At 53.3% G+C, this 15281-nt stretch carries 18 protein-coding genes; 8 read left to right on the forward strand and 10 right to left on the reverse strand.

Annotated features, from left to right (window positions below):
• The first annotated feature begins 137 nt into the window (after positions 1-137).
• The gene (locus OGV93_RS17155; protein WP_049040531.1) at positions 138-704 is read left to right on the forward strand and encodes a VOC family protein; all 567 of its coding nucleotides are present in this window, start codon (positions 138-140) and stop codon (positions 702-704) included.
• A 2-nt stretch (positions 705-706) separates the two neighbouring features.
• A complete protein-coding gene (gene cutC / locus OGV93_RS17160) occupies positions 707-1453 on the forward strand; it encodes a copper homeostasis protein CutC (protein WP_287109865.1) in 747 nt (248 codons plus the stop codon).
• A 167-nt stretch (positions 1454-1620) separates the two neighbouring features.
• On the opposite strand, the gene cmoB is transcribed toward cutC, so the two are convergent.
• The 5 genes from cmoB to OGV93_RS17185 are packed head-to-tail and all read right to left on the reverse strand — an operon-like array spanning position 1621 to position 5199.
• On the reverse strand, positions 1621-2589 hold the full coding sequence (cmoB, locus tag OGV93_RS17165; protein ID WP_016153420.1) for a tRNA 5-methoxyuridine(34)/uridine 5-oxyacetic acid(34) synthase CmoB: 969 nt from the start codon (positions 2587-2589) through the stop codon (positions 1621-1623).
• Positions 2586-3329, reverse strand: coding sequence for a carboxy-S-adenosyl-L-methionine synthase CmoA (gene cmoA / locus OGV93_RS17170; RefSeq protein WP_016153419.1), 744 nt, complete (start codon positions 3327-3329; stop codon positions 2586-2588). The genes cmoB and cmoA overlap by 4 nt, the downstream gene beginning before the upstream one ends.
• Before the next feature lie 40 nt (positions 3330-3369).
• Positions 3370-3765, reverse strand: a complete 396-nt coding sequence (locus OGV93_RS17175) for an MAPEG family protein (RefSeq protein ID WP_016153418.1) — start codon at positions 3763-3765, stop codon at positions 3370-3372.
• Positions 3766-3817: 52 nt separating this feature from the next.
• Positions 3818-4636 carry a DUF72 domain-containing protein gene (locus tag OGV93_RS17180; RefSeq protein ID WP_016156804.1) on the reverse strand — a complete coding sequence of 273 codons (819 nt, stop codon included), beginning with the start codon at positions 4634-4636 and terminating at the stop codon, positions 3818-3820.
• Positions 4633-5199, reverse strand: coding sequence for a hydrolase (locus tag OGV93_RS17185; protein WP_016156803.1), 567 nt, complete (start codon positions 5197-5199; stop codon positions 4633-4635). Before OGV93_RS17185 ends, OGV93_RS17180 begins: the two co-directional genes overlap by 4 nt.
• Positions 5200-5463: 264 nt before the next feature.
• On the opposite strand from OGV93_RS17185, the gene aspS reads away from it, so the two are divergent.
• The 6 genes from aspS to ruvB all read left to right on the forward strand — a co-directional run bounded on the left by aspS (position 5464) and on the right by ruvB (position 10720).
• A complete protein-coding gene (gene aspS / locus OGV93_RS17190; protein WP_016153415.1) occupies positions 5464-7236 on the forward strand; it encodes an aspartate--tRNA ligase in 1773 nt (590 codons plus the stop codon).
• 1 nt (position 7237) lies between these two features.
• Positions 7238-7681: a dihydroneopterin triphosphate diphosphatase gene (gene nudB, locus OGV93_RS17195; RefSeq protein ID WP_016153414.1), complete on the forward strand. Its 444-nt coding sequence runs from the start codon at positions 7238-7240 to the stop codon at positions 7679-7681.
• Positions 7682-7709: 28 nt separating this feature from the next.
• A complete protein-coding gene (locus OGV93_RS17200) occupies positions 7710-8453 on the forward strand; it encodes a YebC/PmpR family DNA-binding transcriptional regulator (RefSeq protein WP_016153413.1) in 744 nt (247 codons plus the stop codon).
• A 34-nt stretch (positions 8454-8487) separates the two neighbouring features.
• Positions 8488-9009 carry a crossover junction endodeoxyribonuclease RuvC gene (ruvC, locus tag OGV93_RS17205; RefSeq protein ID WP_003034867.1) on the forward strand — a complete coding sequence of 174 codons (522 nt, stop codon included), beginning with the start codon at positions 8488-8490 and terminating at the stop codon, positions 9007-9009.
• An 80-nt stretch (positions 9010-9089) separates the two neighbouring features.
• Complete coding sequence (ruvA, locus tag OGV93_RS17210; RefSeq protein ID WP_016153412.1) at positions 9090-9701, forward strand: Holliday junction branch migration protein RuvA; 612 nt, start codon at positions 9090-9092, stop codon at positions 9699-9701.
• 8 nt (positions 9702-9709) lie between these two features.
• Positions 9710-10720 (forward strand): Holliday junction branch migration DNA helicase RuvB, encoded by a 1011-nt coding sequence (ruvB, locus tag OGV93_RS17215; RefSeq protein WP_016153411.1) that lies wholly within the window; start codon positions 9710-9712, stop codon positions 10718-10720.
• Between the two features lie 74 nt (positions 10721-10794).
• Here ruvB and purB read toward each other — a convergent pair whose 3' ends face one another.
• Genes purB through rluE form a run of 5 tightly spaced genes read right to left on the reverse strand, consistent with a single transcriptional unit; the run spans position 10795 to position 15103 of the window.
• Positions 10795-12165, reverse strand: coding sequence for an adenylosuccinate lyase (gene purB, locus OGV93_RS17220; RefSeq protein WP_016153410.1), 1371 nt, complete (start codon positions 12163-12165; stop codon positions 10795-10797).
• A gap of 3 nt (positions 12166-12168) precedes the next feature.
• A complete protein-coding gene (gene hflD / locus OGV93_RS17225; RefSeq protein ID WP_016153409.1) occupies positions 12169-12810 on the reverse strand; it encodes a high frequency lysogenization protein HflD in 642 nt (213 codons plus the stop codon).
• A gap of 34 nt (positions 12811-12844) precedes the next feature.
• A complete protein-coding gene (mnmA, locus tag OGV93_RS17230; RefSeq protein ID WP_104651392.1) occupies positions 12845-13951 on the reverse strand; it encodes a tRNA 2-thiouridine(34) synthase MnmA in 1107 nt (368 codons plus the stop codon).
• A gap of 53 nt (positions 13952-14004) precedes the next feature.
• Positions 14005-14466, reverse strand: coding sequence for an NUDIX hydrolase (locus OGV93_RS17235; protein ID WP_016153407.1), 462 nt, complete (start codon positions 14464-14466; stop codon positions 14005-14007).
• A gap of 13 nt (positions 14467-14479) precedes the next feature.
• Positions 14480-15103, reverse strand: a complete 624-nt coding sequence (gene rluE / locus OGV93_RS17240) for a 23S rRNA pseudouridine(2457) synthase RluE (RefSeq protein ID WP_016156800.1) — start codon at positions 15101-15103, stop codon at positions 14480-14482.
• Positions 15104-15281: the final 178 nt, after the last annotated feature.

The following is a 15281-nucleotide window of genomic DNA, read 5'->3' on the forward strand; positions in this document are numbered from 1 at the left end:
AGTATCTCCAGCACCCTGAAATATAAACATTGTCATTACGTATAATTATTCATATTGCGCTTAAGAAAATCAGCAGTTGGTTGGGGCTGCGCAACAGGGTAAATTAGCGGCTTTGAATATGGATATGAGCTTTCATTATGGCGAACTGGCAAACAGTTGCAGAACTGCATGATATTTCCGCAGATTTACCGCATTTCATTCAGGCGTTAACGGATCTTTCCACTCGCCTTGGGCTGGATGTCTCATCGCTTGAAGCCGATCACATTTCTCTGCGTTGTCATCAAAATACCACCGCAGAGCGCTGGCGTCGTGGGTTTGAACAGTGCGGCGAATTGTTGTCAGAAAATATCATCAATGGCCGACCGATTTGCTTGTTCAAGCTCGATGAGCCAGTTTGTGTGCAACACTGGCAATTTTCTATCGTAGAACTGCCGTGGCCGGGCGAAAAGCGTTATCCGCATGAAGGCTGGGAGCATGTTGAAATTGTTCTGCCGGGTGAGGTGGAGACGCTGAATGCACGAGCGCTGGCGCTGCTTTCAGATCACGGGCTGAGCCAGCCGGGTATATTTGTAAAAACCAGTTCGCCAAAAGGCGAGCGCGAGCGTTTACCGAATCCAACGCTGGCGGTCAGCGATGGCAGTGTGACGATAAAATTCCATCCGTGGTCGATTGAAGCCATTGTGGCAAGCGAACGTCAGGAGTGAGTATGGCATTACTGGAAATCTGCTGTTACAGCATGGAGTGCGCGCGCACGGCGCAGCAAAACGGCGCGGATCGCATTGAGCTTTGCTCGGTGCCCAAAGAGGGGGGCTTAACGCCGTCCCTGGGCGTCTTGCGTTCGGTTCGCCAGCATATCTCGATTCCGGTCAATCCCATTATTCGCCCACGCGGGGGCGACTTTTGTTACACCGACGGTGAATTCGCTGCAATGCTGGATGATATTGCAATGGTAAGAGATCTGGGGTTCTCAGGGTTGGTAACCGGCATTTTAGATGCAGAGGGTGATGTCGATATGCCGCGCATGGAGAAAATAATGATCGCGGCGGGACCGCTGCACGTCACTTTTCATCGGGCCTTTGACATGTGCGCTAACCCACTCAATGCGCTAAAAAAATTAGCTGATTTGGGCATCGCCAGAGTGCTGACTTCCGGGCAAAAATCAGATGCGGCGCAAGGTTTAACAAAAATTATGGAACTTATTGCGCAGGGGGATGCTCCAATCATTATGGCCGGAGCGGGGGTTCGCGCCTCGAATTTGTCCCTGTTCCTTGATGCTGGAGTGCAGGAAGTCCACAGTTCTGCCGGAGTATGGCTGGCTTCCCCCATGCGTTATCGCAATTCGGGGTTGTCGATGTCTTCGGATGCACAGGCGGATGAGTATTCACGCTATGCAGTAGACGGGGCGGCGGTTGCGGAAATGAAAGCAATCATTGCACACCACCAGGCCAGCTGATTTTTACCGTTGCATCATGTCGCCCAATATGATGCTTGCTCGTACCAGGCCCCTGCAATTTCAACAGGGGCCTTTTTTTATCCTGCATATTTCAAGCCGCAACGGAGCTGTCTGCCTTGCTGCAAGTTGAACTATTTTGCAGAAAGAGTGCTATCGGGCAAAAATGATTACGGCTTACGTGCAATCAATACCGCGCGTAATGGGGCCGGGTAGCCTTCCACCGTTTTGCTGTGATCGTTCGGGTCGAGGAAGTCGGCCAGGGATTCGGTTATCATCCACTCGGTGCGGCGCTGCTCTTCGGTGGTGGTGACGCAGACATCAGCAATGCGCACATCAACAAACCCACATTTTTCCAGCCAGTTTTTTAACGCCAGCGCAGAAGGAATAAAGTAAACGTTACGCATCTGCGCGTAGCGATCGCCCGGCACCAGTACGGTATTTTCATCACCTTCGACGACCAGCGTTTCCAGTACCAGTTCGCCATCTTTCACCAACTGATCCTTCAACTGCCACAGGTGTTCCAGCGGTGAACGGCGGTGATAAAGCACTCCCATGGAGAATACGGTATCAAAGGCGTTGAGCGCCGGAAGCTGCTCAATACCCAGCGGCAGCAGGTGAGCGCGCTGGTCATTGCCCAGCAGTTTACGTACTGCCTCAAACTGGCACAGAAACAGTTGGGTAGGATCGATACCAACTGCCAGATGCGCCCCCGCGCCAATCATGCGCCACATGTGATATCCACTCCCGCAGCCGACATCAAGAATGGTGCGCCCGGTGAGGTCAGACAAGTGTGGCAGAACGCGATCCCATTTCCAGTCCGAGCGCCACTCGGTATCTATATTGACGCCGTACAACGAGTACGGCCCTTTACGCCATGGCATCAGGTTACGCATCAGGGTGTCGATACGTTTGAGCTGACCGTCGCTGAGCGGCTCATCGCTTTCGGCGGTAACGCTATGCAGTAAGTCCAGGCGATGCGGCGTCAGCTCGGGCAGAAACTCGACCGCATTTGACCACTGCTTAAACAAGCCGTGCTGATCGCGCTGCCAGGTCGCGATTTGCGCCGGGAGCGTTTCCAGCCAATGAGAAAGGTGATTTTTGGCAATCAGTTGATAAAAGTTACCAAAGTCGATCATGCGCTAACCTCAGCTTTCAGTGCCACCAGAGAACCAAAGTTAAAGCACTGGAACCACAATTCGCTGTGTTCAAAGCCCGCCTGATGCAGTCTCGCTTTGTGCGTTTCGACCGAGTCGGTCAGCATCACGTTCTCCAGCATGCTGCGCTTTTGACTGATTTCCAGCTCGCTATAGCCATTTGCCCGTTTGAAATCGTGGTGCATGTTGAACAGCAGTTCGCCAACGTTAGCGTCTTCGAAACTGAATTTTTCAGACAGTACCAGCGCGCCGCCGGGGTTCAGCCCCTGATAAATCTTATCCAACAATGCCTGGCGCTCAGGTGGCTCAAGGAATTGCAGGGTAAAATTCAGCACCACCATCGAGGCGTTTTCGATAGTAATGTTGCGAATATCGCCTTCGACAACGTCAACCGGTGTCGGCGCTTTATAGGCGTCAATATGACGGCGGCAGCGCTCAACCATGGCCGGGGAGTTATCAACGGCAATAATTTTGCAATTCTCGTGATGAATATTGCGACGCACCGAGAGCGTCGCCGCGCCCAGAGAACAGCCCAGATCGTAGACCTGTGTGTTGGGCTGTACGAAACGTTCGGCCAACATCCCAATCATAGAAATGATATTGGAATAGCCAGGAACGGATCGTTGGATCATATCCGGGAAGACTTCAGCTACCCGTTCATCAAAGGTCCAGTCACCCAGACTGGCGATAGGCGCAGAAAAAAGCGTGTCGCGGTGAGACATAACGTAAAAATCCGGGAAAAATAAAGTGGCGTATTGTGCGCTAATGCAGGGAGAAAACCAACTCCCAGGGCATATACCAAAGATTCGCCAGCACCATTAGCAACAGCGAACACCAGGTCGCGCTCATGCCTGAACGGCGCCAGCGGAAAAGCCGGTGATGGAATCCGTAATAATGCATCAATCGTCCGGCAATCAAAATCAGCCCGCAAATATGCACCATCCACGTTTCTGCGCCGTTCATTTCCATAAATAACAGCAGCACCAATGCGACGGGAATATATTCCACCGCATTACCGTGAATGCGGATAGCGCTTTGTAGTTCGCTAAAACCTCCGTCACCATATGCAACGCGGTATTGCATGCGCAGGCGAACGACGTCAAAGGAGAACTTAATTAACAATAACGCACCCAATACGGCATAAAGCGCGCTTACCATACAAACTCCCTTTTAAAATGGCTGATGGCATTGACTATGATAGGTGGCATTTTCAGAAAAGAGAAGATTGCTGTGGAATAGACGGAGCTGATCCGATCTCTGGCAGGGCGCTGCGTAAATTTGCCCATAGCGTATCGACAAGCTCCGGGGCCTGCGCGATATCCGGGGTATGTAAAAACAGATACGGCGTTGTGGTTTGTTGCCATTGCGACAGCTTGGTCAGCCAGACGGCAAAAAGCGCGCTGTTTTGTGCCATATTATCGCTGCCGATAAAGCGTACCATCGGATGGTTTGCCGTCACCACTGCATGCACCGGAACCTTTGGCTTCTTGCGCTGGGCGTCACGTATCGCTTCAGTATGTGGTATTGCGGCATGTACCGGTCGACTGTCCAGAATCACCCGATTTACCCTGCGCTCATGTAGGCCTCGATTGAATCGTTGCTCTGTTTCGCCTTTGGCAAAGAAGTCCGGATGGCGAACTTCCACACCGTAGGTAAAGGATTTGGGGAGCGCATCGAGAAACTGCCACAAGGCTGGCAGGTCGTGCGGGCCAAAAGTTGCGGGTAATTGCAGCCAGTATTGCCCAATGCGTGATTCAAGTGGCGACATGCGCGTGAAAAACTCTTGTACCAGGTCATCGCAATTACGCAGCGCGGCCTGATGCGAAATGGTGGCCGGAAACTTAAAACAAAATCGAAACGCATCGGTAGTCTGCGCATGCCAGCGGGCCACAATGTCGGCTTTTGGCAGCGCGTACAGCGTGGTATTGCCCTCCACACAGTTAAAGTGGCGGGCATACTCTTCAAGGCTGGTGATCCCCAGACGCACCCATTTGGGATGCGCCCACTGGGGTAAACCGATATAAATCATAGCGCTTGCAGGATCTCGTCCACGCTGCGTACGCGTGCGATACGCGGGAAAATATGCGTCATGCTGCCCTGATGTTGCTCAGCGCTGGCGGCACTACAGGCGTTTTCTGCAACGATCAGATTAAAACCCAGCTCCCACGCATTTCGCGCCGTTGACTCCACGCCAATATTTGTGGAGATTCCGCACAGGACGATGGTCTCGATGCCCCGACGACGCAGTTGTAATTCCAGATCGGTGCCGTAGAAAGCTCCCCACTGGCGTTTGGTCACTTCGAGGTCGCTGGCGCATTTACCCAGAGCGCTCGGGTAATTCCACCAGTTTTCGGGTAACGCTTTGGCCGGAGCGTGAGCATCAACTGGCTGTTTCAGCGCTTCGGCATAATCGTCAGACCAGCCGACGCGCACCATTACCACCGGGGAACCGTGGGCACGGAATTTTTCCGCCAACTGCGCGGCGCGGGCAACCACGTCGTTTGCCGAGTATGGGCCGCCAGCGAAAGGCAGGATACCTTCCTGTAGATCAATAACAACAAGAGCGGTTGTTTTTGCGTTCAGTTCCAGCATGATCACTCCAGTAAAAAAAGAATTCCGTTACACCTTAATCGCGATTCAGTGTGAAAGGGACGACAATTTTTGTTATTTTTTGTGAGATTACGCAATGCCCGTCCAGGAAACAGGCGTACAGTCAGTACCGGACTTATCGTGCGGCAGAATTTCCAGTATAATAGCCGCCTTTTTTCATTCAGTTGTGACATTCAGCTAAAGCTGCGACTTCGTCACCTGCGAGACAGGTGACAATCCGCCTGCGGCAAAGTTAAGGGATATCTCATGCGTACAGAATATTGCGGACAGCTACGTCTGTCCCACGAGGGGCAGCAGGTGACTCTGTGTGGTTGGGTCAACCGTCGTCGTGATCTTGGTAGCCTGATCTTTATCGATATGCGCGACCGCGAAGGTATCGTGCAGGTATTTTTCGATCCGGACCGTGCGGATGCGTTAAAGCTGGCCTCCGAACTGCGTAATGAGTTCTGTATCCAGGTTACGGGCACCGTGCGTGCGCGTGACGCGAAAAACGTCAACGCCGATATGGCGACTGGCGAAATTGAAGTGCTGGCCTCCGATCTGACCATCATCAACCGTTCAGACTCGCTGCCGCTGGACTCTAACCATGTAAACACCGAAGAAGCGCGACTGAAGTATCGCTACCTGGATCTGCGTCGCCCTGAAATGGCGCAGCGCCTGAAAACGCGTGCAAAAATTACCAGCCTGGTGCGTCGTTTTATGGACGATCACGGCTTCCTCGACATCGAAACTCCGATGCTGACCAAAGCTACGCCAGAAGGCGCGCGCGATTACCTGGTTCCTTCTCGTGTTCATAAAGGTAAGTTCTACGCGCTGCCGCAGTCTCCTCAGCTGTTTAAACAGCTGCTGATGATGTCCGGTTTTGACCGCTACTATCAGATCGTAAAATGCTTCCGTGATGAAGACTTACGTGCTGACCGTCAGCCTGAATTTACTCAGATCGACGTTGAGACTTCCTTCATGACCGCGCCGCAGGTGCGTGAAGTGATGGAAGCGCTGGTGCGTAACCTGTGGCTGGAAGTTAAAGGTGTGGATCTGGGTGATTTCCCGATCATGACCTTTGCCGAAGCCGAGCGTCGTTACGGTTCTGATAAACCAGACCTGCGTAACCCGATGGAACTGGTTGACGTTGCCGATCTGGTGAAAGGCGTTGAGTTTGCTGTGTTCTCTGGTCCGGCGAACGACGCGAAAGGCCGTGTGGCTGCCCTGCGTGTACCGGGCGGTGCGAGCTTAAGCCGTAAGCAGATCGACGATTACGGTAACTTTATTAAGATTTACGGCGCGAAAGGTCTGGCTTACATCAAAGTCACCGAGCGTGCGAAAGGCCTGGAAGGCATCACCAGCCCGGTTGCTAAGTTCCTGAACGCAGAAATCGTAGACGCGATTCTGGAGCGTACTGGTGCGCAAGACGGCGACATGATTTTCTTCGGTGCCGACAACAAGAAAGTGGTTGCCGACGCGATGGGCGCGCTGCGTCTGAAACTGGGCAAAGACCTGAACATTACCGACGAAGCCAAATGGGCGCCGCTGTGGGTTATCGACTTCCCGATGTTTGAAGACGATGGTGAAGGCGGTCTGACCGCGATGCACCACCCGTTCACCGCGCCAAAAGACATGACTGCCGCTGAGCTGAAAGCTGCGCCGGAAGACGCTGTTGCCAACGCTTACGATATGGTCATCAACGGCTATGAAGTGGGCGGTGGTTCCGTGCGTATTCACAACGGTGATATGCAGCAGACTGTATTCGGCATTCTGGGCATCAACGAGCAAGAACAGCGCGAGAAGTTCGGCTTCCTGCTGGATGCGCTAAAATACGGTACACCGCCGCATGCGGGCCTGGCGTTTGGTCTGGATCGTCTGACGATGCTGCTGACCGGTACTGACAACATTCGTGACGTTATTGCCTTCCCGAAAACCACCGCTGCAGCATGTCTGATGACTGAAGCGCCAAGCTTTGCCAACGAAGCAGCGCTGGCGGAACTGAGCATTCAGGTTGTTAAGAAGGCCGAGAATAACTGATATGAGATACAAACAGCCTGTCTCGGTGTTAGTCGTGATTTATGCAAAGGACACCGGGAGAGTGCTGATGTTACAGCGACGCGACGATCCTGATTTCTGGCAGTCGGTCACCGGCAGCCTTGAAGAGGGTGAAACCGCGTCGCAAGCCGCGATGCGCGAAGTAAAGGAAGAGGTCGCCATTGATGTTGCGACTGAGCAACTGACCTTAATTGACTGTCAGCGCACGGTGGAATTTGAGATTTTTAGCCATTTACGTCATCGCTATGCGCCGGGAATTGAGCGTAATACTGAATCCTGGTTTTGCCTGGCACTTCCCTCTGAACGAGAGATCGTGTTCACCGAACATCTGACCTACCGTTGGGTTAATGCGCACGAAGCCGCGCAGTTAACCAAGTCGTGGAGTAACCGGCAGGCGATTGAAGAGTTTGTAATTAACGTCGCCTGAAAAGGCGCGCTTTTTGGAGAGATTATTTATGGCAGGTCATAGTAAATGGGCCAACACCAGACATCGTAAAGCAGCGCAGGATGCTAAACGCGGTAAAATTTTCACCAAAATCATTCGTGAGCTGGTGACGGCAGCCAAACTGGGCGGCGGCGATCCGGATGCTAACCCACGTCTGCGCGCCGCGGTTGATAAAGCGCTGGCAAACAACATGACCCGTGACACCCTGAACCGTGCAATCGCGCGTGGTGTTGGTGGCGACGATGATGCGAACATGGAAACCATCATCTATGAAGGTTACGGTCCTGGCGGAACAGCCGTTATGATTGAGTGTCTGTCTGACAACCGTAACCGTACCGTTGCGGAAGTGCGTCACGCATTCACTAAAACGGGCGGCAACCTCGGTACCGACGGTTCCGTAGCTTACCTGTTCAGCAAAAAAGGCGTGATCTCTTTTGAACAAGGCGACGAAGACGCCATTATGGAAGCGGCACTGGAAGCGGGCGCTGAAGACGTTGTGACCTTCGACGACGGCGCGATTGACGTTTACACCGCGTGGGAAGAGATGGGCAAAGTGCGTGATGCGCTGGAAGCGGCTGGTCTGAAAGCGGACGCGGCTGAAGTGTCTATGATCCCCTCCACCAAAGCGGATATGGATGCAGAAACGGCACCGAAGCTGATGCGTCTGATCGATATGCTGGAAGACTGCGACGACGTGCAGGAAGTTTACCACAACGGCGAAATCTCCGATGAGGTTGCTGCAACGCTCGAATGATGTGGTTAAGCCATAAACTAACAGGAGATGCGTGATGTCTATCATTCTCGGCATTGACCCGGGGTCGCGCATCACCGGTTATGGCGTAATCCGTCAGGTCGGCAGACAGCTGACCTACCTCGGTAGCGGCTGCATTCGCACCAAAGTCGACGATCTTCCATCACGTCTGAAGTTGATTTATGCAGGCGTGACGGAAATCATCACCCAGTTCCAGCCCGACTATTTTGCCATTGAGCAGGTCTTTATGGCGAAGAATGCCGACTCGGCGCTAAAGCTGGGGCAGGCGCGCGGCGTGGCGATCGTTGCGGCTACCAATCAGGATCTTCCGGTCTTTGAATACGCGGCCCGCCAGGTAAAACAGACCGTGGTAGGTATCGGCAGCGCGGAAAAAAGCCAAGTTCAGCATATGGTACGCACGCTGCTAAAACTCCCGGCAAATCCGCAGGCGGATGCCGCGGATGCGCTGGCGATTGCTATTACCCATTGCCACGTCAGCCAGAACGCCATGCAAATGAGCGAGTCGCGGCTGAATCTGGCGCGAGGTCGGTTACGTTAGTGACAAATGAGGCTGGATATCTATCCAGCCTTTTTTTATGATAGCGCATTACCTTTTAGCCCTTAACGCAGGAGCGTCACGTGATAGGCAGACTCAGAGGCATCATTCTTGAAAAACAACCCCCGCTGGTCCTTCTGGAAACCGGCGGAGTAGGCTATGAAGTCCATATGCCGATGACCTGTTTCTACGAGTTGCCGGAAGCCGGGCAGGAAGCGATTATCTTCACCCATTTTGTGGTGCGTGAAGACGCTCAACTGCTATATGGTTTTAACAACAAACAAGAACGCACGCTGTTTAAAGAGTTAATCAAAACCAATGGCGTCGGGCCGAAGCTGGCGCTGGCGATCCTCTCCGGTATGTCTGCACAGCAGTTCGTTAATGCCGTTGAGCGCGAAGAGCTTGGCGCGCTGGTGAAATTACCGGGCATAGGTAAGAAAACCGCAGAGCGTTTGATTGTGGAAATGAAAGACCGCTTTAAAGGCCTGCATGGCGATCTCTTCACGCCGGCGGCGGACCTGGTCCTGACCTCTCCAGCCAGTCCTGCAACGGATGACGCCGAGCAGGAAGCGGTTGCTGCGCTGGTGGCGTTAGGCTATAAACCACAGGAAGCCAGCCGCATGGTGAGCAAAATTGCTCGCCCTGATGCCAGCAGTGAAACCCTGATTCGTGAAGCGCTTCGCGCGGCATTGTGAGGTAAAGGATGATTGAAGCAGATCGCCTGATTTCGGCTGTCAGCACGACCCCTGAAGATCTGGTGGATCGCGCGATCCGCCCCAAATTGCTGGAAGAGTATATTGGCCAGCCTCAGGTGCGTTCGCAAATGGAGATTTTTATCCAGGCGGCTAAGCTGCGCGGTGAAGCCCTCGATCACCTGCTGATTTTCGGTCCTCCAGGTCTCGGTAAAACCACACTTGCCAATATTGTTGCCAATGAAATGGGCGTTAATCTGCGCACCACTTCCGGTCCGGTACTGGAAAAAGCGGGCGATCTGGCGGCAATGCTCACCAACCTTGAACCGCACGATGTGCTGTTTATCGATGAAATCCATCGCCTGTCACCGGTGGTGGAAGAGGTGCTGTATCCGGCGATGGAAGATTATCAGCTGGATATCATGATTGGCGAAGGACCAGCCGCACGTTCGATTAAGATCGATCTGCCGCCGTTTACCCTGATCGGGGCGACGACGCGCGCCGGTTCGTTAACGTCTCCGCTGCGTGACCGCTTCGGTATTGTACAGCGCCTGGAATTCTATCAGGTGGCAGACCTGCAGCACATTGTTGGACGCAGTGCCCGCTTTATGGGACTGGAAATGAGCGATGAAGGCGCATTGGAAGTGGCACGCCGCGCCCGTGGTACGCCGCGTATCGCCAACCGTTTATTACGCCGGGTACGCGACTTCTCCGAAGTGAAGCATGACGGCACAATTTCAGCAGATATTGCCGCTCAGGCACTGGATATGCTCAATGTGGATGCGGAAGGATTCGATTATATGGACCGTAAGCTGCTGCTGGCGGTTATCGATAAGTTCTTCGGTGGACCGGTAGGACTGGATAACCTGGCTGCGGCGATTGGGGAAGAGCGTGAAACCATTGAGGACGTGCTGGAGCCGTATCTGATTCAGCAAGGTTTTCTGCAGCGAACTCCGCGCGGACGTATGGCAACGGTGCGGGCGTGGAACCACTTTGGCATTACACCGCCGGAAATGCCATAAGATCCAATAATCCCTGATGGCGCTACGCCTGGCAGGCCTACGATATGATGCAGGCCGGACAGGCGTAAAACAGATTACTTCAGTTCATCAACCATGGTGACGGCGCGACCAATGTAATTGGCCGGCGTCATTGCTTTCAGGCGCGTTTTCTCGTCTTCAGGCAGCGCCAGACCGTCGATAAACTGCTTCATACCTTCGGCGTCAACGCGTTTGCCGCGGGTCAGTTCCTTCAGCTTCTCGTATGGTTTTTCAATGCCATAGCGACGCATCACGGTCTGGATCGGCTCTGCCAGCACTTCCCAGTTATGATCCAGTTCATCCAGCAGATGATCGCGGTTCACTTCCAGTTTGCTCACACCTTTCAGCGTGGACTGATAAGCGATCAGCGCATAGCCAATCCCCACGCCAAGGTTACGCAGAACGGTAGAGTCTGTCAGATCGCGCTGCCAGCGGGAAACCGGCAGTTTGCTCGCCAGATGCTGCAGAACCGCGTTAGACAGGCCCAGGTTACCCTCGGAGTTTTCGAAATCGATTGGGTTCACCTTGTGCGGCATGGTGGAGGAACCAATTTCACCCGCGATGGTTTTCTGTTTGAAATGGTTCAGCGCCACGTAACCCCAGACATCGCGGTCGAAGTCGATCAGGATAGTGTTGAAACGGGCGATGCAATCAAACAGCTCGGCAATGTAGTCGTGCGGCTCAATCTGCGTGGTGTACGGATTCCACTGGATGCCCAGCGAGGTGACAAATTCTTCGCTGAACTGATGCCAGTCCACTTCCGGATAAGCGGCGATGTGGGCGTTATAGTTACCGACTGCACCGTTGATTTTGCCGAGAATTTCGACCTGATTGAGCTGGCGGTACTGACGCTCCATACGGTAAGCCACGTTTGCCATTTCTTTGCCCAGCGTAGACGGGGTGGCTGGCTGACCGTGGGTACGGGAGAGCAGAGGAATATCGCGATACTGTACGGAAAGATCTTTCACCGCGTCGATAAGCTTGCGCCAGTACGGCAGAACCACTTCGTCACGGGCGGTTTTCAGCATCAGCGCGTGAGACAGGTTGTTGATGTCTTCTGAGGTACACGCGAAGTGGATGAACTCGGAAACAGCGTGCAGTTCCGGGATATCCGCCACTTTCTCTTTCAGGAAATACTCAACTGCCTTCACGTCATGGTTGGTCGTACGCTCAATGGTTTTGATACGCGCAGCATCTTCTTCATTGAAGTTAGCGACAATCGCATCAAGGAAACCGATTGCGTCGGCAGCAAAAGCAGGAACTTCCTTGATCGCTGCGTGCGCGGCCAGTTTTTGCAGCCAGCGTACTTCAACTTGTACACGGAATTTCAGCAAACCGTATTCGCTGAAAATCCCGCGCAGCGCGCTGACTTTATCGCCGTAGCGTCCATCGACAGGGGAAACGGCGGTCAGTGAGGATAATTCCATAGATCACAACTCCGGGGTTAAATGAGCAAGAATTTGTTTAGCCTGAGTCGTCAGGCGATTACGAGAAAACATGAGTTGCAGACGGCCTCCACCAACCTGATGCCAGAGCACGGCAGCGCGAATGCCAGCCAGCAGGGAAGCGCGTACTTTAGCCTGAACCTGTGGGCTCTGAAGGATGGCCGGGGAGCCCGTAACCTGAATACGTGGGCCGAGTGGGCTGATGACGTCAACATAAATGCCTGCCATCGCACTCATCAACGTTTCTGACTGCAAATCAAAATGGTCCAGTTGGCGCTGCAAGCCGTTGATGCGGTCTCCCAGCGTGTCCATAGCGCCTTTAGCGGCTGACAGCTTACGCTCCAGCACCATCAGGCTTAACGTGTAGCGGGTGAGTTCCGCGTTCAGCCCCTGACGACTGCTGGCGTTGAGCACGCCGAGCATCGTTTCCAGACCTAAACGCAGGTTGGCCTCGCTACCGCCAAACACGCCCAGCGTAGAGCTGGGATTCATGTCGATGACACTGTTCAGTGAAACGTGCAATGCATCGGCATCACAATGCCCCTGGTGCGCCAGTTCCTGCACCAGGCGTGCCGACTGACAAATGCCTGCCAGAGCGAGGGTGATGTCATAATAATTCTTTGCCACGTTCACTGCTTCCTTGTATTAGATGTGTAAGTAATTATACCGGCAGAGGCAATCGTTGTTCGATAATGCCGCCGCCGAGGCACACTTCGCCATTGTAAAAGACAGCCGACTGACCCGGCGTTACCGCCGAGACTGGCTCGTCGAAAATGACTTCAATACGCTCAGCATCCAGCGCCTTAACGGTGCACGGAATGTCGGTCTGACGATAGCGGGTTTTCACCGTGCAGCGCATTGTGCCGGTGAACGGTTCGCGATCGACCCAGTGCAGCTGTTGCGCCACCAGGCCAACGGACATCAGACGCGGGTGTTCATGACCCTGAGCAACAACCAGAATGTTGTTCTCGACGTCTTTATCCACCACGTACCACGGATCTTCCGTGCCTTCTTTCGTCCCGCCAATTCCCAGACCTTTACGCTGACCCAGCGTGTGGTACATCAGCCCCTGATGCTGGCCAATCTCTTCGCCATCAACGGTGATGATTTTGCCAGGCTGAGCCGGCAGGTAACGACCGAGAAACTCGCGGAACTTACGTTCGCCGATGAAGCAGATACCGGTTGAGTCTTTTTTCTTGGCCGTAATCAGACCGAGATCTTCGGCAATTTTACGCACCTGCGGTTTTTCCAGTTCGCCTACCGGGAACAGGCTCTGCGCGATTTGTTCATGACCGAGCGTGTAGAGGAAATAGCTCTGGTCTTTATTGCCATCAAGTCCACGCAGCAGGCGGCTTTTGCCGTCGACGTCGGCGCGGCGCACATAGTGACCGGTGGCGATATAATCGGCACCTAAATCTTCGGCGGCAAACTCGAGGAAGGCTTTAAACTTGATTTCTTTATTGCACAGAATATCGGGGTTTGGCGTACGGCCCGCTTTGTACTCTTCAAGGAACAGTTCAAAGACGTTGTCCCAGTATTCTGCGGCAAAGTTGACGGTATGCAGTTCAATGCCGAGTTTGTCACAGACAGCCTGCGCATCTGCAAGATCGGCGGCCGCTGTGCAATATTCCTCGCCATCGTCCTCTTCCCAGTTCTTCATGAACAGGCCTTCTACCTGATAACCCTGTTGTTGCAACAGCCAGGCAGAAACGGAGGAATCGACACCGCCGGACATGCCGACGATCACTTTTTTTGGGCTTTCAGACATAGGAATACTCACGACATTGAACTTCAAGGCGGCATATTCTAGCACGCAGCCCCTTACTTGACACCCTCTGTAAACGGCCAGTTAAATTCGCCGATCATCGCCAGCGGGTAGCGCTGTCCGCTCTGATAGCAACGAATACTCTCCGCAACCAACGGCGAACGCAGATTTGGCGCTGAGAGAACCTCTTCTGCGCTGACCCAGCGACAGCAATCTATATCGCTGTCATGAGGTTCAGTAGCGCACATATTGGCAAGCTCGATAGAAAACAGAAAACGTAAAAAGGGCGTTTTGTCCGGCGCAATCCATTGATGCATCCGGATGAAGTGTTGCGGCTGCGCTTTGATGCCCGTCTCTTCCCACAGTTCGCGAGCGGCGGCTTGCACCAGGGTTTCATCCGCTTCCAGATGTCCTGCAGGTTGATTCCACAGGGCTTTGCCATTGATTGTTTCCTCAACGACTAAGAACTTATCTTCTGCATGCACAATGCAGGCGACCGTGACGTGCGGTTTGAACATACCTGTTCCTTATTCAGTTAGTTGCATCCCGCCATTGACCGTTGGCGAGATTTTCCAGCGTGTAATCTCCCATGGCATAGCGGATGAGGCGCAGCGTCGGGAATCCAACATGCGCTGTCATACGACGAACCTGGCGGTTACGGCCTTCATATAAAGTAACTTTCAGCCAACTGGTGGGGATATTTTTCCGTTCCCGAATAGGCGGGTTTCTCGGCCACAGCCAGGTGGGTTCCTCTACTATTTCAATACCTGCGGGCAGCGTGGGACCATCATTGAGCGTCACCCCGGTACGCAGCGCATCCAGCGCTTCTGCTGTCGGCTCGCCTTCGACCTGGACGTAATAGATTTTCCCCGTGCGCTTGCCAGGTTGCGTTAACCGCGCCTGCAGCGCGCCGTCATTGGTCAGCACCAAAAGTCCTTCGCTGTCCCGGTCGAGTCGGCCCGCAGCATAGATTCCCGGCACGGGAATAAAATCTTTTAACGTGCTTCTGCCCGCCTCGTCAGTAAATTGTGGCAAAACATCGTAGGGTTTATTGAACAAAACCACGCGTTTTGGCTGGTTTTCTTTACGCTGCCTGGTGACTTGTCGTGAGCTGAATCGCTCAACCCGGTGATTTCTAAAAGAAGTTTTTTGCATGGTATTTTCAGATTATATCAATTGCCGCATTATAGCCTAAGAACGAGTGTCTTTCATGGCGACGAACATTAGGGTAGTATTGACATGCTCATTACAAAACATTAACAAAAAATTGCTCTAACGCATTCGTGCAGCAGGACGCAAACGCACATGCAGCGCGATGACAGACGAGCAGAAC

It is taken from the genome of Citrobacter sp. Cb031 (assembly GCF_030336725.1).
Lineage (GTDB): Bacteria > Pseudomonadota > Gammaproteobacteria > Enterobacterales > Enterobacteriaceae > Citrobacter > Citrobacter braakii.